At 69.9% G+C, this 17,398-nt stretch carries 15 protein-coding genes; 3 read left to right on the forward strand and 12 right to left on the reverse strand.

The genetic code is table 11. From position 1 onward, the window contains the following. Positions 1–67: 67 nt before the first annotated feature. Complete coding sequence (locus DX914_RS08255; protein WP_115858510.1) at positions 68–1,195, reverse strand: inorganic phosphate transporter; 1,128 nt, start codon at positions 1,193–1,195, stop codon at positions 68–70. Between the two features lie 10 nt (positions 1,196–1,205). Then, a complete protein-coding gene (locus tag DX914_RS08260; protein WP_115858511.1) occupies positions 1,206–1,832 on the reverse strand; it encodes a DUF47 domain-containing protein in 627 nt (208 codons plus the stop codon). Between the two features lie 312 nt (positions 1,833–2,144). On the opposite strand from DX914_RS08260, the gene DX914_RS08265 reads away from it, so the two are divergent. Both DX914_RS08265 and DX914_RS08270 read left to right on the forward strand, forming a co-directional pair. Further along, positions 2,145–3,482, forward strand: coding sequence for a hemolysin family protein (locus tag DX914_RS08265; protein WP_115858512.1), 1,338 nt, complete (start codon positions 2,145–2,147; stop codon positions 3,480–3,482). After that, a complete protein-coding gene (locus DX914_RS08270; protein ID WP_115858513.1) occupies positions 3,466–4,104 on the forward strand; it encodes an exopolysaccharide biosynthesis protein in 639 nt (212 codons plus the stop codon). The genes DX914_RS08265 and DX914_RS08270 overlap by 17 nt, the downstream gene beginning before the upstream one ends. Positions 4,105–4,327: 223 nt before the next feature. Here DX914_RS08270 and DX914_RS08275 read toward each other — a convergent pair whose 3' ends face one another. From DX914_RS08275 to DX914_RS08285, 3 genes are all read right to left on the reverse strand, one after another. Continuing rightward, positions 4,328–6,463, reverse strand: a complete 2,136-nt coding sequence (locus DX914_RS08275; protein ID WP_115858514.1) for a putative bifunctional diguanylate cyclase/phosphodiesterase — start codon at positions 6,461–6,463, stop codon at positions 4,328–4,330. After that, positions 6,460–7,359: a phosphate/phosphite/phosphonate ABC transporter substrate-binding protein gene (locus DX914_RS08280; protein ID WP_425480675.1), complete on the reverse strand. Its 900-nt coding sequence runs from the start codon at positions 7,357–7,359 to the stop codon at positions 6,460–6,462. Before DX914_RS08280 ends, DX914_RS08275 begins: the two co-directional genes overlap by 4 nt. 138 nt (positions 7,360–7,497) lie before the next feature. Continuing rightward, positions 7,498–8,328, reverse strand: a complete 831-nt coding sequence (locus DX914_RS08285) for an RNA methyltransferase (RefSeq protein WP_115858516.1) — start codon at positions 8,326–8,328, stop codon at positions 7,498–7,500. 94 nt (positions 8,329–8,422) lie between these two features. On the opposite strand from DX914_RS08285, the gene DX914_RS08290 reads away from it, so the two are divergent. Continuing rightward, on the forward strand, positions 8,423–9,241 hold the full coding sequence (locus DX914_RS08290) for an inositol monophosphatase family protein (protein ID WP_115858517.1): 819 nt from the start codon (positions 8,423–8,425) through the stop codon (positions 9,239–9,241). Positions 9,242–9,516: 275 nt separating this feature from the next. Here DX914_RS08290 and secF read toward each other — a convergent pair whose 3' ends face one another. From secF to DX914_RS08325, 7 genes are all read right to left on the reverse strand, one after another. Beyond that, positions 9,517–10,470 (reverse strand): protein translocase subunit SecF, encoded by a 954-nt coding sequence (secF, locus tag DX914_RS08295; RefSeq protein WP_115858518.1) that lies wholly within the window; start codon positions 10,468–10,470, stop codon positions 9,517–9,519. A gap of 13 nt (positions 10,471–10,483) precedes the next feature. Continuing rightward, positions 10,484–12,352, reverse strand: a complete 1,869-nt coding sequence (gene secD, locus DX914_RS08300; protein WP_115858519.1) for a protein translocase subunit SecD — start codon at positions 12,350–12,352, stop codon at positions 10,484–10,486. 58 nt (positions 12,353–12,410) lie between these two features. Then, positions 12,411–12,767, reverse strand: coding sequence for a preprotein translocase subunit YajC (gene yajC, locus DX914_RS08305; RefSeq protein WP_115858520.1), 357 nt, complete (start codon positions 12,765–12,767; stop codon positions 12,411–12,413). A 270-nt stretch (positions 12,768–13,037) separates the two neighbouring features. Next, the gene (gene tgt / locus DX914_RS08310; protein ID WP_115858521.1) at positions 13,038–14,144 is read right to left on the reverse strand and encodes a tRNA guanosine(34) transglycosylase Tgt; all 1,107 of its coding nucleotides are present in this window, start codon (positions 14,142–14,144) and stop codon (positions 13,038–13,040) included. A gap of 187 nt (positions 14,145–14,331) precedes the next feature. Then, positions 14,332–15,393, reverse strand: coding sequence for a tRNA preQ1(34) S-adenosylmethionine ribosyltransferase-isomerase QueA (queA, locus tag DX914_RS08315; RefSeq protein ID WP_115858522.1), 1,062 nt, complete (start codon positions 15,391–15,393; stop codon positions 14,332–14,334). 189 nt (positions 15,394–15,582) lie between these two features. Further along, positions 15,583–16,185, reverse strand: coding sequence for a response regulator transcription factor (locus tag DX914_RS08320; protein ID WP_115858523.1), 603 nt, complete (start codon positions 16,183–16,185; stop codon positions 15,583–15,585). Continuing rightward, the gene (locus DX914_RS08325) at positions 16,182–17,351 is read right to left on the reverse strand and encodes a sensor histidine kinase (protein ID WP_115858524.1); all 1,170 of its coding nucleotides are present in this window, start codon (positions 17,349–17,351) and stop codon (positions 16,182–16,184) included. Before DX914_RS08325 ends, DX914_RS08320 begins: the two co-directional genes overlap by 4 nt. Positions 17,352–17,398: the final 47 nt, after the last annotated feature.

Raw genomic sequence — 17,398 nt, forward strand, 5'->3', positions numbered from 1 at the left:
GATCCAGCCCGATAACGAAAAAGCCCGCATCGCTGCGGGCTTTTTCTTTGCGGGCGACGCGGAAGCCTCAGGCCCAGCCCAGCGCCCGCATGCCCGCGAACAGGCCGTAGGCGATGCCGCCGGCGGCCGGGATGGTGAGGATCCAGGCCCAGATCATCTTCTCCACCACGGTCCACTTGATCGCGTTGAAGCGCTTGGCCGTGCCCACGCCCATGATCGCCGCGGAGATGTTGTGAGTGGTGGACACCGGGATGCCCAGCGACGAGGCCAGGGTGATCACCGAGGCGGCGCTGGCTTCGGCGGCGAAGCCGTGGATGGGATGCAGCTTGACCAGCTTGTGGCCCAGGGTCTTGATGATGCGCCAGCCGCCGGCGGCGGTGCCCGCGGCCATGACCACGGCGCAGGTCAGCTTGATCCACAGGTCGATGTCGTTGTGCGCGATCGCGCCCGGCGACGGATGCAGGAAGGCCAGCCAGGCCGGCAGGTCGTTGAGGGTGCCGTCGGCCTGCGCCGCGACCAGGGTCAGGGCGATGATGCCCATGGTCTTCTGCGCGTCGTTGGAGCCGTGGGCGAAGCCCATGTAGGCGGCCGAAGCCAGCTGCGCCTTGCCGAAGAAGCCGTTGACCCAGCGCGGGCGCGCCATGCGCCGCAGCCAGCCGCGGGTGCTGGCCATGCCGGAGATGATCGCGAACAACACGCCCATGAGCACGAAGCCGGCGGTGAAGCCCAGCACCGGCGAGCTGATCATCGGCACCACGACCTTCCACAGCACGCCGGCGCTCTTGTACCAGGGGTCGGCCGGCTGCGACCAGACCACCGCGGCCGGGTCGTTCATGGCCGCGGCCACCGCCGCGCCGCACAGGCCGCCGATCAGCGCGTGCGAGGACGAGGACGGCAGGCCCAGCGCCCAGGTGATCAGGTTCCAGACGATGCCACCCAGCAGCGCGCACAGGATCAGCTGCGAGCTCACGTCGACCACGCCGGCGTCGATGATGCCCGAGGCCACGGTCTTGGCCACCGCGGTGCCCCACAGCGCGCCGATGAGGTTCATGAACGCGGCCAGGCCCACCGCCTGCGCCGGCGACATTACCTTGGTCGCCACCACCGTGGCGATGGAGTTGGCGGTGTCGTGGAAGCCGTTGATGTACTCGAAGATCAGCGCCGCGAGCACCACCACCAGGACGAGCGTCAGCATCGCGCGCGCCTCAGGAGTTCTTCAGCACGATCTGGTAGGCGACCACGCCGGCTTCGCGGCAGCGGTCGATGGCCTTTTCCAGGATCTCGAAGAACTCCTTCAACAGGAACATCTGCAGGTTGTCGAGCTGGCCGGAGTAGATGTCGCGGTACAGCTCCAGCATCAGGCGGTCGGCCTCGTTCTCCAGCGAGCGCAGCTGGTCGTTGAGCGCCTTCATCGGCTCCAGCTTCAGATGGCGCAGCTGGTGCACCATCTTCACCACCACCCCGGCGGCCTGCTCCAGCATCGCCGCGCGCGGCGCGAAGTCGATGTGTTCCAGGTGGCGGGTGGCCAGCGAATAGCGGTCGGCGAACTTCTCGACCTGCTTGGGGATCTTGTACAGCGCCGAGCCCAGGGCTTCGATGTCCTCGCGCTCGATCGGGGTGATGAAGCTGTCCACCAGCTCCTGGCTGATCTTGTCCGAGGCCTCGCGCTCGCGCTGGCGGGCGAGCTTGAACGCGTCCAGCGCGGGCTGGCGGTCGGCCTCCTTGAGCATGGCGTGCAGGGCCTTGGTGCTGTCGTGGGCGGCGACGGCGGCCTCCTCCAGCAGGGTGTAGAACTGGTTGCCTTGGCCGAAGATCGTCTGCAGGGAGAACATGCGTGGGTAGCCTCTAGATGCCGGCCGCGACGGCCCGGGGTGAACTGCGGGCGCGATTATGACGGTTTGGTGGCAGTTGCGCCCGTCTTTTCGGCCCCGCCGGGCCTCCGAGACCGCCTGAAGGGGGCGGCGGGCCGGCGCTCACGCGGCCGGGGCGGCGGCGCCTGTTAAGATCGGGTCTGCGCCACCCCCTCCCCCAACCCGCTCCATGGACGACGACCCAACATCGCCCGCCCGCGCCCACGCGGCCACCCTGCCCGGCCCGTTGCGCCCCCGCAGCCCCATTGAACCCGACACGACGGAGCGGCCCGCATGCTGGAGCTGCTGATCGTCGTCGCCCTGATCGTGCTCAACGCCTTCTTCGCTTTGTCGGAGATGGCGCTGATGACCTCGCGCAAGCTGCGCCTGAAGCAGATGGCCGAGACCAGCCGCGGCGCGCGCATGGCGCTGGCCCTGGCCGAACATCCGGACAACTTGCTGTCGACCGTGCAGATCGGCATCACCGGCATCGGCGTGCTGACCGGCTACTTCGGCGGCGAGTCGATCGGCCTGGTCATCGCCGGCTGGCTGAGCCATCTGCTCCCGGGCGACTTCACCCAGTACGCCCGCCCGATCGGCATCGGCACCGCGATGGCGCTGATCACCGCCGCGCAGGTGATCTTCGGCGAGCTGATTCCCAAGCGCCTGGCGCTGACCAACCCCGAGCGCATCGCCTGCGCGGTCGCGCTGCCACTGTACGGCCTGTCGCGCGGCGCGCGTCCGGCGGTGCTGGCGCTGGGCGCGATCAACCGCGGCGTGCTGCGCCTGCTGGGGATCAAGGACGACGCCCGCAGCGAGATCAGCGAAGAGGAGATCCGCCTGCTGGTGACCGAAAGCCACGAGCAGGGCGTGATCGACGCCGACGAACGCAAGATGATGAACCGCGTGCTCAGCCTGGGCGACCGCACCGCCGAGAGCCTGATGACGCCGCGCACGCGCATCGCCTGGCTGGACGCCGGCGTGGACTTCGCCGAGAACCTGGCGAGCATGCGCGAGTACGCGTATTCGCGTTATCCGGTCTATCGCGGCAACGACAGCGACGTGCTCGGCGTGCTCGAGGTCAAATCGCTGCTGGACCGCCTGGACCAGACCGCGCCGGAGCTGTTCTCCGACCTGCGCCCGCCGGTGTTCGTGGCCGAGTCCACCCATGCGCTGAAGCTGCTGGAGATCTTCCGCGAGGAGCAGCAGTCGCTGGCCCTGGTGGTGGACGAGTACGGCGACGTCACCGGCCTGGTCACGGTCAACGACCTGATGGGCGCGGTGATCGGCCGCATCCAGACCAACGAGACCGACGACGTGGCCGCGCCCGTGGTCGAGCGCGCCGACGGTTCCTACCTGCTCGACGGTTCGCTGCCGCTGGAAGACCTGCGCGAACTGGTCGGGGGCGGCCGCCTGCCGGACGAGGACGAGCACGACTTCCACACCGCCGCGGGCATGGTGATCGCGCACTTCGGCCGCATCCCACACGTGGGCGAGCATTTCGACTGGAGCGTGTGGCGGATCGAGGTGGTGGACCTGGACGGCCCGCGCATCGACAAGCTGCTGCTGCAGCGCGTCGCCGCGCCGCGCGAGGAAACCCAGGAGCCGGTGTCCGATGACGCCTCCGGCTGAGTCCGAGCACACGCCGCGCGAGGCCGGCACCCGCGCCCTGCTGGACGTGTTCGCGTCCGGCGACCCGGAAGAAATGCTGCGCATGGGCGACGTGCTCGCCGGACTGGGCAAGCGCTCCTTCGGCATGCTGCTGTTCGTCTCGACCATTCCCGCCTTCATCCCGATCCCGGGCGTCGGCGGCGCGGTCAGCGGGCCGCTGGTGATCCTGATCGGGCTGCAGCTGCTGGTGGGCCTGCGCAAGCCCTGGCTGCCGGGCTTCCTGGCCCGGCGCGGCCCGCACCGGCACGCGATGGTGCGATTCCGCAACCTGCTCTCGCCCTGGCTGACCCGGCTGGAACGGGTGGTGCGCCCGCGCGCCACCGCGTTGCTGGATCACCGCGCGGCCAGCGCCTTCACCGGCCTGCTGCTGGTGCTGCTGGGCGTGCTGCTGTCGCTGCCGATCCCGTTCACCAACTTTCTGTTCGGCGCCTTGCTGCTGCTGTTCGCCTTCGCCCTGCTGGAACGCGACGGCCGCCTGATGGGCGTGGCCTGGGCCGCCGGCGCGGTCGCGGTGGCGGTGTTCGGCGTGCTCTCCGGCAGCCTGGCGACGATGATCGGCGGCTGGATCGACAGGCTGACCTGAGCGCGCGAGATCCGATCGCGGCTCACGCCGCTCCCACAGAAGGCAGAAGCCGCTGCTTTGGGGTAGGAGCGGCGTAAGCCGCGACCGCGCCAAAGGGCCGTGGGCGATTCTCCGCGGCGGGCATCGCAGCTGTGGCGGCGAGGGCGAACCTGCATGCGCCGGGGGCCTGGGTTGGAGGTCGCGGCTTACGCCGCTCCTACCCCAAGGCAAAGCGCGTTCGGGCTCAGCCCAGCAGCGTCATGAACTCGTCGGCGCCGACCGGGTGGCCCAGCCAGTAGCCCTGGGCCAGGTCGCAGCCGCGCTCGCGCAGCACCGCGTACTGGCCTTCCTTCTCCACGCCCTCGGCGACCACGGTGATGCCCAGCGAATGGGCCATGGCGATGATCGCGGTGGTCAGAGCCAGGTCGTCGGGGTCGCGCAGCACGTCGGCGATGAAGCTGCGGTCGATCTTGACCCCGTCCACCGGCACGCGGCGCAGGTGGCTCAAACCGGAGAAGCCGGTGCCGAAGTCGTCCAACCACACCTTGACGCCGGTGGAGCGCAGCCGCGCCAGCAGGTTGCTGGCATGAATTTCGTCGCCGATCACCGCGGTCTCGGTGAGTTCCAGATGCAGGTTGTGCGCGGCCAGGCCGGTGTCGTGCAGGCAGGCGGCGACCACGTTGGGCAGGTCGCCGCTGCGCAGCTGGCGCGGCGAGACGTTGACCGACACGAACAGCGGCTCGGACGCGGCCGGGCGCACGTGCTGCCAGCGCACCGCGTCCTGGCAGGCCGCGCGCAGCACCTGCGGGCCCAGGGTTTCGATCAGGCCGCTCTGCTCGGCCACGTCGATGAACACCGACGGCGCGACCAGGCCCTGCTCGGGGTGGCGCCAGCGCAGCAGCGCCTCGGCGCCGACCATGGCGCCGTCGCCCAGGCGGTACACCGGCTGATAGACCAGGCTGAGTTCGCCGCGGTCCCAGGCGCCGCGCAGCTCGTGCTCCAGGTGCACGCGGCGTTCCACCGCCTGATCCATAGCGCGGCTGTAGAAGCGGTAGCAGTTCTTGCCGGCGACCTTGGCCTGGTACATGGCGATGTCGCCGTTCTTCATCAGCGCGGTCGCGCCGGACGCGTCCTCTGGGAACAGGGTCACGCCGATCGAAGTGCCCAGGAACACCTGGCGGTCGTGGACCACGATCGGCTGGCCGAGCTCGGCCACCAGCACGTCGGCCAGGTGGCTGGCGCGCGCGCGCACGCCCTGCTCGTGGCCCTCGTCGTCCTGCACCAGGATCACGAACTCGTCGCCGCCGAAGCGCGCCAGCAGCGCGTCCTCGCCGCCCAGGCGCGTGACCGTCTCCTGGATACGGTTGGCGAACTGCAGCAGTACGTCGTCGCCGGCGTCGTGGCCCAGGGTGTCGTTGACGCGCTTGAAGTCGTCGATGTCGGCGAACAGCAGGGCCAGCTGGCGGCCGGCGCCGCGCAGCTGCAGCAGGCGCTGGTCCAGGCTCTCGCGGAAGGCCAGGCGGTTGGCCAGGCCCGTCAGCGCGTCGGTGTAGGCCATGCGGCGGATGTCGCGGTCGTGCCGCGACAGGCTCTGGCTCATGCGCCCGAACGCGCGCATCAGGTCGCCGACTTCGTCGTGACGCTTGCTCGGCGGCGTGTTGGTGTCGAAGTGGCCGGCCTCGATTTCCATCGACGCCTCGGCCAGCTGGCGGATCGGCTGCACCAGGAAGCGCTGGATCAGGTAGACCATCAGCGCGCCCAGCGCCAGCAGGCCCACGCCGAGCAGGCCGATCCAGATCATGTGGCGCTGGCCCAGCGCGTCCAGGCGGCCGCGCAGGTCGGACAAGGCCTGTTCCTGGAACTGGCGCATGGTCTTGAGGTCGTAGCCCACGCGCACGCCGCCCAGGCGCTCGGCGCCGATCATGATCGGCGCCGACACGTCCATCACCGACTCGCCCCATTGCGTGTGCAGCTTGCGCGCGGCGATGACTTCATAGGCCATCGCATCGTCCATGCGCTTGCCGTAGCTGGGGATCTCTTCGCTGCCGTCGTGCAGCACGTTGCCGTCGTTGTCGTAGACGATGACGTAGCTGATGCCGGGGTTGCGCAGGGTGGCGCGGCTGAGCACGCCGATCTGGTCCAGGTCGAAGTAGTACAGCGGATTGGCCAGCGACTCGGCCAACTGCCCGACCATGCCTTCGTTGTGGCGGCGCAAGTTGTCGGTGACCATTTCGGTCATCGCCTGGCGGCTCACGCCCAGCACTTCGCGCTGCATCCGTTCCTGGCGGTTGAGCAGCAGCGCTATCAGCGCCAGCACCACCAGCAGGGCCACCACCATCATGGCCAGGAACTTGGCCTGCAGGCCGAAGCGCAGGTTCATTCGACCTCCGCCCGGACCTGGGCGACGCCGGTGCCGATGCGCTGCAGCGCCTGTTGCGAGGCCGGATCGATCGGCATGAAGCGGGTGGTCTTGAAGAAGCGCAGCAGCGCCTCGCCGGCATCGGGATCGCCGGCGGCGTCGAGCAGCACCTCGCGCAGGCGCGCCTCGACCTTGGGGTCCATGTCGCCGCGCACCACTTCCACCGCGCGCGGATAGTCGCCGGTGCGGCCGATCTCGATCATGTCGCGGCGGAACGCCGGCGGCATGCGCCGCGGGTTGTCCCAGTCCAGGTTGCTCATCACGCCCACGTCGACCAGGCGCTTGTGCACCCAAGTCGAAATGTTCAGTTCCGAGCGCGCGAACAGGTAGCCGACCTCGCCGCGTTCGATGCGGTCGGTAGGCGAGAGCAGGATTTCCAGGCGCAGGCCGCGGTCCAGCAGTTCGGCCACCGGCACGAAGTAGGCGCTGGTCGAGGACGGGCGCTGGAAGGCCACGCTGTGGCCGCGCAGGTCGTCCAGCGAATGCAGGCCGCTGTCGCGGCGGGCGAAGAACACGCTGTGGTAGTGGCTGGTGCCGTCGCGCTCGGTCAGCAGCAGCGGCTTGGCCCCGGCGCGCTGCTTGAGCAGCATCGCGGTGCCGGCGGTTTCGGTGACCCAGTCGACCCGGCCGCGGCGCAGGTAGCTGGCCATCTGCTGCGAGTCCTTGGCCATCAGGATCCGGCCTTCGCGGATGCCGACGTTGGCCATGCGCGGGACCACGTAGTCCAGCAGCGGCTTGAGCTGTTCGTAGTGGGCCTTGGGATCGTCGCTGATCCGGCCCAGCACCAGCACCCCGTCGCTGCCGACGGCGTCGGCCGATTGCGCGGGAACCGGCACCGATAGCCCCGCAGCGGCCAGCGCGAGCCCGAGCAGGACAGCGATGCAACGCGCGCTAGCGATCAAGTAGGTGATCCGTCGGGACTGCCGGCGCAGCGTAATCGAAACCGGCTTGGCCGGATACCTCCCGGCGCGCCGCCGGGCGGGCCCTCGGCGCGCTCATGCCCCCGGACCGTCCCCGCCGCGGCGGCCGGCCAGCATGGCCATGCGCTCGGTGTCGGCCAGGATGCCGCGCAGCAGGCGCACCTCGCGCTGGTCCAGGTCGGCGCGCAGGTACAGCCGGCGCAGCTTGCGCAGCGCCGATTCCGGCGCGCGGCCCTTGTGGAAATCGATCGCGTCCAGGGCCTGGCCTAGCTGGGCGAAGAAGCCTTCCAACTGGGCGTGCGAGGCCGGCGGGTCGCGCGGTTCGGCCCCGGCCTCGGCCGGCGCGGCGTCCAGCGCGGCCATGCGCAGCTCGTAGGCCAGCACCTGCACCGCCGCGGCCAGGTTCAAGGAGCTGTAGCCCGGATCGGCGGGGATGTGCACGGCGGCGTGGCACAGCTGCAGCTCCTCGTTGTCCAGGCCGGTGCGCTCGCGGCCGAACACCAGGGCCACCTGGGCGCCCTCGCCGGCCGCGGCCAGCAGCCGCCCGGACGCGGCGCGCGGGCTCAGTTCGTCCAGGGCCACGCGCCGGCTGCGCGCGGTGCAGCCCAGCACCAGGCGGCAGTCGGCCAGGGCCTCGGCCAGGGTGGCGTGGGTGCTGGCGGCGGCGAGCACATCGTCGGCGCCGGCGGCCAGGGCCATGGACTCGTGGTTCGGGGCCTTTTCCGGCGCCACCAGCGCCAGCCGGCTCAGGCCCATGGTCTTCATGGCCCGCGCGGCCGAGCCGATATTGCCGGGGTGCTGGGTGCCCACCAGGACCACGCGCACGCGCGCCAGCAGCGCGCGCAGGTCGGCGCCCGGGGGCGGTTGCGCAGGTGCGGAGGAAAGTTCGGAGTTCGGATCGCTCATGGGTAAATGGTAAACTCCCCGCCCCGGCCACAGCGCCGGTTCGCTCTTTCAGTCCGCCAGCCCGTCCCCCACCTCCGTTCCGAGGCCGTAAGCCATGCAGAAACCCGCCGTCACCCTCATGGTCAAGGCCGCCCGCGCCGCCGGCAACGTGCTGTTGCGGCACATGCACCGGCTGGACGCGCTGAACGTGGTCGAGAAGGACCGGATGGACTACGCCAGCGAAGTCGACGGTCTGGCCGAGGCCGAGATCATCAAGGAATTTCGCCGCTCCACGCCCGACTACGCCATCCTGGGCGAGGAAAGCGGCTCGCTCGGCAACGGCCGCTACACCTGGGTCATCGATCCGCTGGACGGCACCAGCAACTACCTGCGCGGCATCCCGCACTTCTGCGTGTCCATCGCCCTGGTCGAGGGCGGCGAGCCGCTGCACGGGGTGATCTTCGACCCGCTGCGCAACGAGCTGTTCACCGCCAGCCGCGGCAGCGGCATGCAACTCAACGACAAGCGCGTGCGCGTGGCCGAGCGCAAGGACCTGGCCGGCGCCATGATCATCACCGGCTTCCCGCCGCGCGAGCGCCCGCGCGCCAGCGCCCACCTCAAGTGCGTGAACGCGCTGCTGACCGAAGCCGAGGACATCCGCCGCACCGGTTCGGCCGCGCTGGACCTGGCCTATGTGGCCTGCGGCCGCGCCGACGCCTATTTCGAGGCCGGGGTGAAGCCCTGGGACATCGCCGCGGGCGCGCTGATGGTGCGCGAAGCCGGCGGCAAGGTCTGCGACTTCCGGGGCCGCAGCACCGGTCCGATGGACGCGCGCGGCACCATCGGCCGCCAGTTGGTGGCCGGCAACCTCAAGGTTTGCGACGCGCTGCAGAACCGGATCGTCAACACGGGGTATGCGGCGGCGTTCGATTGAGGGCCGGGGGCCGGGTCGCGGCTTACGCCGCCCCTACCCCAAGGCAGTGTCGCTGAAAGCCGCGCCCATGCGCGGCTTTTTGCTGCCTGCGCTACTGCAAGCTTTCTGTGGGAGCGGCGTGAGCCGCGATTCGCTCCGAATTCGCCAGATCTTCCACAGGGGGTAATCGCGGCTTACGCCGCTCCCACAGGAAGCAGAGCAGGAGCAGGCGACGCGACGCCAACAAAAAGGCCGCGCTTTCGCGCGGCCGTTTGCTTGAACGCGGCGCGCCCGGCTTAGGGGCGACGCGCCAGCGCCGCTTCGTCGCGAGCCTTGGGCAGCAGGTCCTGCTTGGTCACCTTCAGCCAGCCCATGGTCAGCAGCGGGCAAGCGACGAAGATCGAGGACAGGGTGCCGATCACGATGCCCAGCATCTGCGAGATCGCCATGCCTTCCAGCGAACCACCACCGTACAGGTACAGCGCGAACACGGTCAGGAAGGCCACGAACGAGGTGATCACCGTACGCGACAGGGTCTGGTTGATCGACTTGTTCAGGATCGCCTCGGGCTCGGCGCGCATGGAGCGGAAGTTCTCGCGCACGCGGTCGAACACCACGATGGTGTCGTTGATCGAGTAGCCCATCACCGACAGGATGCCGGCCAGCACGGTCAGGTCGAACTCGTTGCCGAACAGCGCGAACCAGCCGGCCACCACGACCACGTCGTGCAGGGTGGTCAGCACCGCCGCCACCGCGAACTTCTTCTCGAAGCGGAACGAGATGTAGATCAGGAAACCGACCACCACGAACAGCAGCGCCCAGATGCCGTTGGCGGCCAGGTCGCGGCCCACCTGCGGGCCGACGTAGCCGCCGCCGCGCACCTTGCCCGGGTTGTCTGGCGTGGACGCTGCGGCCTGGACCTCGGCGATGGTGTTGGACGACTGCTTGTCGCCGCCGGACTTGGGCTGCAGGCGGATCAGCAGCTCGTTGCCGGCGCCGAAGGTCTGCACCTGCGCGCCGTCGTAGCCGGCCGCCTCCAGGCGCTCGCGGATGCCGTCCACGTCCACCGGCTTCTCGAAGCCCAGCTCCACGCTGGTGCCGCCGGTGAAGTCCAGGGCGAAGTTGAAGCCCTTGACCGCGATGGCGCCGATGGCCACCAGCATGATCAGGCCGGCCACGGCCATCGACACCCAGCGCAGACGCAAGAAGTCGATGTTGCTGCCGTAGGGGAACACGTTGAAAGGTTTCATGTCGCGTGCTCCCTTAGATCGCGATCGATTTCAGCTTGCGGCGGCCGCCGTAGATCAGCGTCGCGATACCGCGCGACACCGACACCGCGGTGTAGGCCGAGGTCGCGATACCCAGCATCAGGGTGATGCCGAAGCCGCGCAGCGGGCCGGTGCCGAACACCGCCATCGCCAGACCCGCCAGGAAGGCGGTGACGTTGGCGTCCAGGATGGTGCCCGAGGCGTGCTCGTAACCGCTGGCGATCGCCGCCTGCGGCGGCAGACCGGCGCGCAACTCCTCTCTTATTCGTTCGTTGATCAGCACGTTGGCGTCCACCGACATGCCCACGGTCAGGGCGATGCCAGCCAGGCCCGGCAGGGTCATAGTCGCGCCGAACAGCGACATCAGCGCCACCACCATCAGCAGGTTGATCAGCAGCGCCAGGCAGGTGATCACGCCGAACATGCGGTAGTAGATCAGGAAGAACACCAGGGCGAAGGCGAAGGAGTAGGTCACCGCGCGCAGGCCGCGCTCCACGTTCTCCGCGCCCAGGCTGGGGCCGACCACGCGTTGTTCGATGAAGTCCATCGGCGCGGCCAGCGAGCCGGCGCGCAGCAGCAGGGCCAGGTCGGACGCGGCCTGCTGGCTGTCCAGGCCGGTGGTGCGGAATTCCTTGCTGAACACGCCTTGGATGGTGGCGACGCTGATCACTTCTTCGTTGATGCGGGTGCTGCGCACTTCCTTGCCGTCGACCATGCGCGACTCGGGGATGCGCTCGATGTACACCACCGCCATCGGCTTGCCGACGCTCTCGGTGGTGAAGTCGAACATGCGCTGGCCGCCGACGCCGTTCAGGCGCACCGACACCGCCGGGGTGCCGCTCTGCGCGTCGAACTCTGCGGTCGCGCCGACCAGCTGATCGCCCGAGGCGATCACGCGCTTGTTCAGCAGGATCGGGATCGGCTTGCCGTCCACGCCCTTTTCCCGGCGGTAATAGATGCGCGCTTCCGGCGGTACGTTGCCGGTGCGCTGGGCCTCGTCGGCATTGCCTTCGACCACGCCGCGGTACTCCAGCGTGGCGGTGGCGCCGAGGATGCGCTTGGCCTGGGCGGTGTCCTGGATGCCGGGCAGCTGGACCACGATGCGGTCGGTGCCCTGGCGCTGGATGATCGGCTCGGCCACGCCCAGGGCGTTGACGCGGTTGCGCAGGGTGCCGACGTTCTGCTCCACCGCCTCGGCCTGCATGCGCGCGATTTCGGCGTCGGGCACCTGGATGCTGACGGTGTTGCCTTCCACCTCCTGCAGCAACGCCGGGTTGCCGCGGGCGATCGCCTGGCGCGCCTTGTCGCCGTCGGCGGCGGCGCCCAAGGTGGCGACGATGGTGTTGTTGGCGCGGCGCTCGACCGATTCGTAGCGGATGTGCTGGTCGCGCAGGGTCACGCGCACGTCCTCGGCGGTGGCCTCCAGGCGCTTGTCCAACGCGGCCTTCTGGTCCACCTGCATCAGGAAGTGCACGCCGCCCTGCAGGTCCAGGCCCAGCAGCATGGACTTGGCCTTGATCGCGGTCAGCCACGAGGGCACGGTCGAAGCCAGGTTCAGCGCCACCACGTAGTCGCTGCCCAGCGGATCGCGCAGCGCGTCGGCCATGCGGTCCTGCTGCTTGGCGTCGGCCAGGCGGATCAGCAGGTTGCCTTCCTTCTCGATGGCCACCGACTTCGGCGTGACGCCGGCCTTGGTCGCCACCTCGGCCACGCGCTTGCGCAGCGCCTCGTCCACGGGCGCGCCGCGGGCCGAGGAGATCTGCACCGACGGGTCCTGCGGGAACACGTTAGGCAACGCATACAGCGCGCTGAGCAGCAAGACTACGAGGATGGCCAGGTATTTCCAGCGCGAGTAAGTCAGCATCGATTGCCCCTGCGGCGGCCACCCCGGCCGCCGTGCGTCAAAAAGTCGTGGCGTCGGCTCAGGCCGACTTCAAGGTGCCCTTGGGCAACACGTTGGCGATGGCGGCGCGCTGCACGCGGATGCGCACGTTGTCGGCGATCTCGACCGTGACGAAGTTCTCGCCGATGTCGGACACGGTGCCGGCGATGCCGCCGTTGGTCAGCACTTCGTCGCCCTTGGACAGCTTGTCCAGCATGGCGCGGTGTTCCTTGGCGCGCTTCATCTGCGGGCGGATCATCAGGAAGTACATGATCGCGATCAGGATGATCGGCATCAGCAGGCCGCCGAGGCCGCCGCCGAACAGGCCGCCCGGAGCGGCAGCGCCGCCCGCGGCTTGGGCGTAAGCGGGGGCGATCAGTAGGTCGAGCAGGTTCATAACCGAAAGTCCTGGAACGAAAATAGCCGGGGATTATGCCATGGCCGGAAGTAGGCCATGGGCGGGCCCGGAATGGGCCCTGGCGCACGCTTTGTCGGGGGTGGGAGGGCTGGCTGGGCTTAGCGTCCGGGGCCCTTGGGGTGGGCTTTTGGCGCTAGGTCCGGCTCCGGGCGGCCGTTGGATCGGGGGTGCGCGGAGGCCCTCACCCCTGCCCTCTCCCGCCTTGCGGGAGAGGGGGAAAGGGAGTCCGCCCTCTGGGCGGACGGCTTTCTACAGGCGTGCGGCGTAGAAGGACTCGCGGAAGGCGGCGAAGGTTCCCTGCTCGATCGCCTCGCGCATCTGCGCCATCAGCCGCTGGTAGTAGCGCAGGTTGTGCAGGGTGCCCAGCATCGGCCCCAGCATCTCGTTGCAGCGGTCCAGGTGGCGCAGGTAGGCGCGGCTGAAGCCGTTGGCGCAGGCATAGCAGTCGCAGCCCTCCTCGATCGGGCGCAGGTCGCGCTCGTACTTGGCGTTGCGCACCCGCACCGTGCCCTGGGCGGTGAAGTAATGGCCGTTGCGCGCGTTGCGGGTCGGCATCACGCAGTCGAACATGTCCACGCCGCGCGCGACCGACTCCACCAGGTCCTCGGGCCGGCCCACGCCCATGAGATAACGCGGGCGGTCTGCGGGCAGCTGCGGGCAGGTGTGCTCGAGCATCTCGTTGCGCTCGGCCTCGGGCTCGCCCACGGCCAGGCCGCCGATGGCGTAGCCGTCGAAGCCCAGGCCCTTGAGCCCCTCGGCCGAACGCGTGCGCAGGCCATGGTGCACGCCACCCTGGACGATGCCGAACAGCGCCGCATCGTTGCCCTCGTGCGCCTTCTTGCTGCGCTCGGCCCAGCGCAGGCTCAGCTCCATCGACTTGCGCGCCACGTCCTCGGTGGCCGGGTACGGCGTGCACTCGTCGAAGATCATCACGATGTCCGAGTCCAGCACGCGCTGGATGCGCATGCTCTCCTCCGGCCCGAGGAACACCTTGCTGCCGTCCACCGGCGAGGCGAAGGTCACGCCCTGCTCGGTGATCTTGCGCCGGTGCGCGAGCGAGAACACTTGGAATCCGCCCGAGTCGGTCAGGATGGGGCCGTTCCAGCGGGCGAAGCCGTGCAGGCCGCCGTGATCGCCGATCACGTCCAGGCCCGGGCGCAGGTACAGATGGAAGGTGTTGCCCAGGATGATCTGCGCGCCCAGGTCGCGCACGTGCTCGGGCATGATCCCCTTGACCGAACCGTAGGTGCCCACCGGCATGAAGGCCGGGGTTTCCACGGTGCCGCGCGGGAACGTCAGGCGGCCGCGGCGTGCCGCGCCGTCCTGGCCCAGGAGTTGGAAGGACATGCGGCTCATGCGCGGGTTCCTAGGTGATTGCGCAGGTCGGCGCGTCGTGAGGGTTCGGGGGTCATTGCAATGCCGTTGCGGCGCTCCGCTATCCCGTCATTCCGGCTTTCGCCGGAATGACGGTGTGGGGGTGTCGCTTCGCGACGGCGCAGCGTGTCCTGGCTGCGCGGAGCGAACGCGCCGGCCACCGACGGCATCACGCTTGCGGCCACAGCAGCATGGCGTCGCCGTAGGAGAAGAAGCGGTAGCGCTGCGCGATCGCGTGCGCATAGGCCTCGAACACGCGCTGCTGACCGGCGAAGGCCGAGACCATCATCAGCAGGGTGCTTTCGGGCAGGTGGAAGTTGGTGATCATCGCGTCCACCGAGCGGATCTTGTAGCCCGGCAGGATGAACAGCCGGGTCTCGCCGGCATAGGGCTGCAGTTCGCCGTCGCGCATGGCCCCGCTTTGACGCCAAGCGCTTTCCAGCGCGCGCACCACGGTGGTGCCCACCGCGATCACCCGGCCGCCGGCCGCGCGCGTGCGCCGCACCTGCTCGACCAGGCCGGCGCCGACGTTGAGCCATTCGCTGTGCATCACGTGCTGGTCCAGGCTGTCCACGCGCACCGGCTGGAAGGTGCCCGCGCCCACGTGCAGGGTCACGTGGCCGAACTCGACCCCGCGCTCGCGCAGGCGCTGCAGCAGCGGTTCGTCGAAATGCAGGCCGGCGGTGGGCGCGGCCACCGCGCCGACCTCGCGCGCGAACACGGTCTGGTAGCGCTCGGCGTCGTCGTGGCCGGGCTCGCGCTGGATGTAGGGCGGCAGCGGCAGGCGGCCGGCGTGCAGCAGCCAGCTCTCCAGCGAATCGCCGTGCGGCTGGCCGCCCAGGTGGAACTGCAGCAGATAGAACTCGCCCTCGCGGCCCAGCACCTCGGCCTCGCCGCCCGCGTCCAGGGCGATGCGCGCGCCAGGCTTGGGCGACTTGCTCACGCCCAGTTGCGCGCGCGCACGCGCGCCGGCGAGCAAGCGTTCGATCAGGATCTCGACCCGGCCGCCGCTGCTCTTGTGCCCGAACAGGCGCGCCGGGATCACCCGGGTGTCGTTGAACACCAGCAGGTCGCCGGGCGCGAGCAGGTCGGGCAGATCGGCGAAGGCGCCGTCCTCGAACGCGGCCGGCGCCGGCGGCACCCGCAGCAGGCGGCTGGCGGAACGTTCGGCGAGCGGGGCCTGGGCGATCAGTTCCGGTGGCAGCTCGTAATGGAAATCGGATTTTTTCAAGGCGAACGGATACTGGAGGCGGCGCTCAGGCGCGGGGGACGCGACCTTAGCCGCGGCGGGGCCGCAAGCCGTGGCGGCCGCTGGCGGGGGCGGCCCGGCGGGGCGCGGGAAGCCGCCATTATCCGCGCCTTCGGGGTCGCGGGGCAAAAAGGCGCCACGCCCAGGTCCCGCGCCGGCCCGCCCCCGAGGCTAGAGCCAGCCGTTCTGCCGGGCCTGGCGATAGGCCTCGATGCGGTTGCCGGCGCCGAGCTTGCCGATCGCCTCGGACAGATAGTTGCGCACCGTGCCCTGGCTCAGGTGCAGGCGCTGGCCGATCTCGGCGGTGCTCACGCCCTCGCCCGCCAGGCGCAGCACCTGGCGCTCGCGCTCGGTCAGCGGATCGTCCTCGCCCCAGGCCGCCACCGCCAGCTGCGGATCGATCGCGCGGCCGCCGCGATGAACCTGGCGCAAGGCCTCGGCCAGCTGTTCGGCCGGCGCGTCCTTGAGCAGGTAGCCGCGCACGCCGGCGTCCAGCGCGCGGCGCAGGTAGCCGCTGCGGCCGAAGGTGGTCACGATCACCACCCGTGTTTCCAGCCCCGAGTCGCGCACGCGCTGGGCCAGCTCGATGCCGGTCATCTGCGGCATTTCGATGTCGGTCACCAGCAGTTCCGGTTGCAGGCGCTGCACCGCCGCCCAGGCCGCCTCGCCGTCGCCGACCGCGGCCACAACGTCCAGGTCGGTTTCCAGGTTCAGCAGCGCGGCCAGCGCGCCGCGCACCAGCGCCTGGTCCTCGGCCAGCACCAATCGGATCATGCCGCTCCCCGCTCGTGGTAAGTGCGCGCCGCTGCCGGCGCTTCGTCGCTGCGCCGCGCGGCGGCCAGGGCCTCGCGCGGCAGGATCAACCGCAGGCGCGTGCCCGCGCCCGGCGGACTGTCGATTTCCACGCTGCCGCCGACCGCGCGCAAACGCTCGCGCATGCCGGTCAGGCCATGGCCTTCGCGGCCGGCGCCGCCGCGGCCGTCGTCGGCGATGAGCAGGCTCAGCCCGCCGCGTGCTTCGCCGATCAATTCCACCTCGACCCGGGTCGCGCCGGAATGGCGCAGCACGTTGGTCACCGATTCGCGCAGCGCCAGGGTCAGCGCGGTCTCGACCTTTTCCGGAATTTCCACCGGCGCCAGACGATGATCCAGGCTGATCTCGGCGCCGAGCAGGGCCAGCCGCGCGGCCGCGAGTTCGGCCTGCAGGCCGCTGGCGCGGATACCGGCCACCGCCTCGCGCACCTGGGTCAGGGCCTCGCGCGCGACCCGCTCCACCTCGCCGATCTGGGCGCGCGCGCCCTGCGGGTCGCGGTCGAACAAGCGCGCGGCCAACTGGGTCTTGAGCACCACCAGCGACAGCGTATGGCCGAGCAGATCGTGCAGGTCGCGGCCGATGCGCTCGCGCTCGGCCAGGCCGGCCAGGCGCCGCACTTCGTCCTGGGTCAGGCGCAGTTCGGCGTTGCGCAGTTCGCGGTTGCGGATGCTGACCACGCCCACGAACACCATCGCCGCCACGATCACGTTGATCATGTAGGTCGACAGCGGCCGCGCCTCGATCGGCATGAAGCGGTAGAAGCACACCGCCTCGATCGCCATCACCGCCACGCACAGCGTCAGCGCGCGCCACACCGGCAGGCTGGCCGCGGCCATGCCGACCGCATAGATCACATAGGCCGCGCCCGCGCCCATCGGCATGGTCACGAAACCCAGCGCCGCCACCGCAAGGGTCAGGGCCACGCGCCGGCGCCGCGAGACGGCGTAGTGATGGGCGAAGTACAGCACCACGAACACCAGCGCCGCGGCCACGAACAGCAGCGCCCACCGCAGCGGCACCTGCGGCCAATAGAACATCGGCAGGAAGGCGAAGATCAGGTACAGCAACGACACCCAACGCCAGACCGGCGGATGTTCGTGGGATTGGAGCAGGGCCTTGAAGCGCATTCGGGTGTGTCCTTCGCTGCCGCGACTGTAAGTAATCCGGAGCCAAA

It is taken from the genome of Lysobacter silvisoli (assembly GCF_003382365.1).
In the GTDB taxonomy this organism is placed as follows: Bacteria; Pseudomonadota; Gammaproteobacteria; order Xanthomonadales; family Xanthomonadaceae; genus Lysobacter; species Lysobacter silvisoli.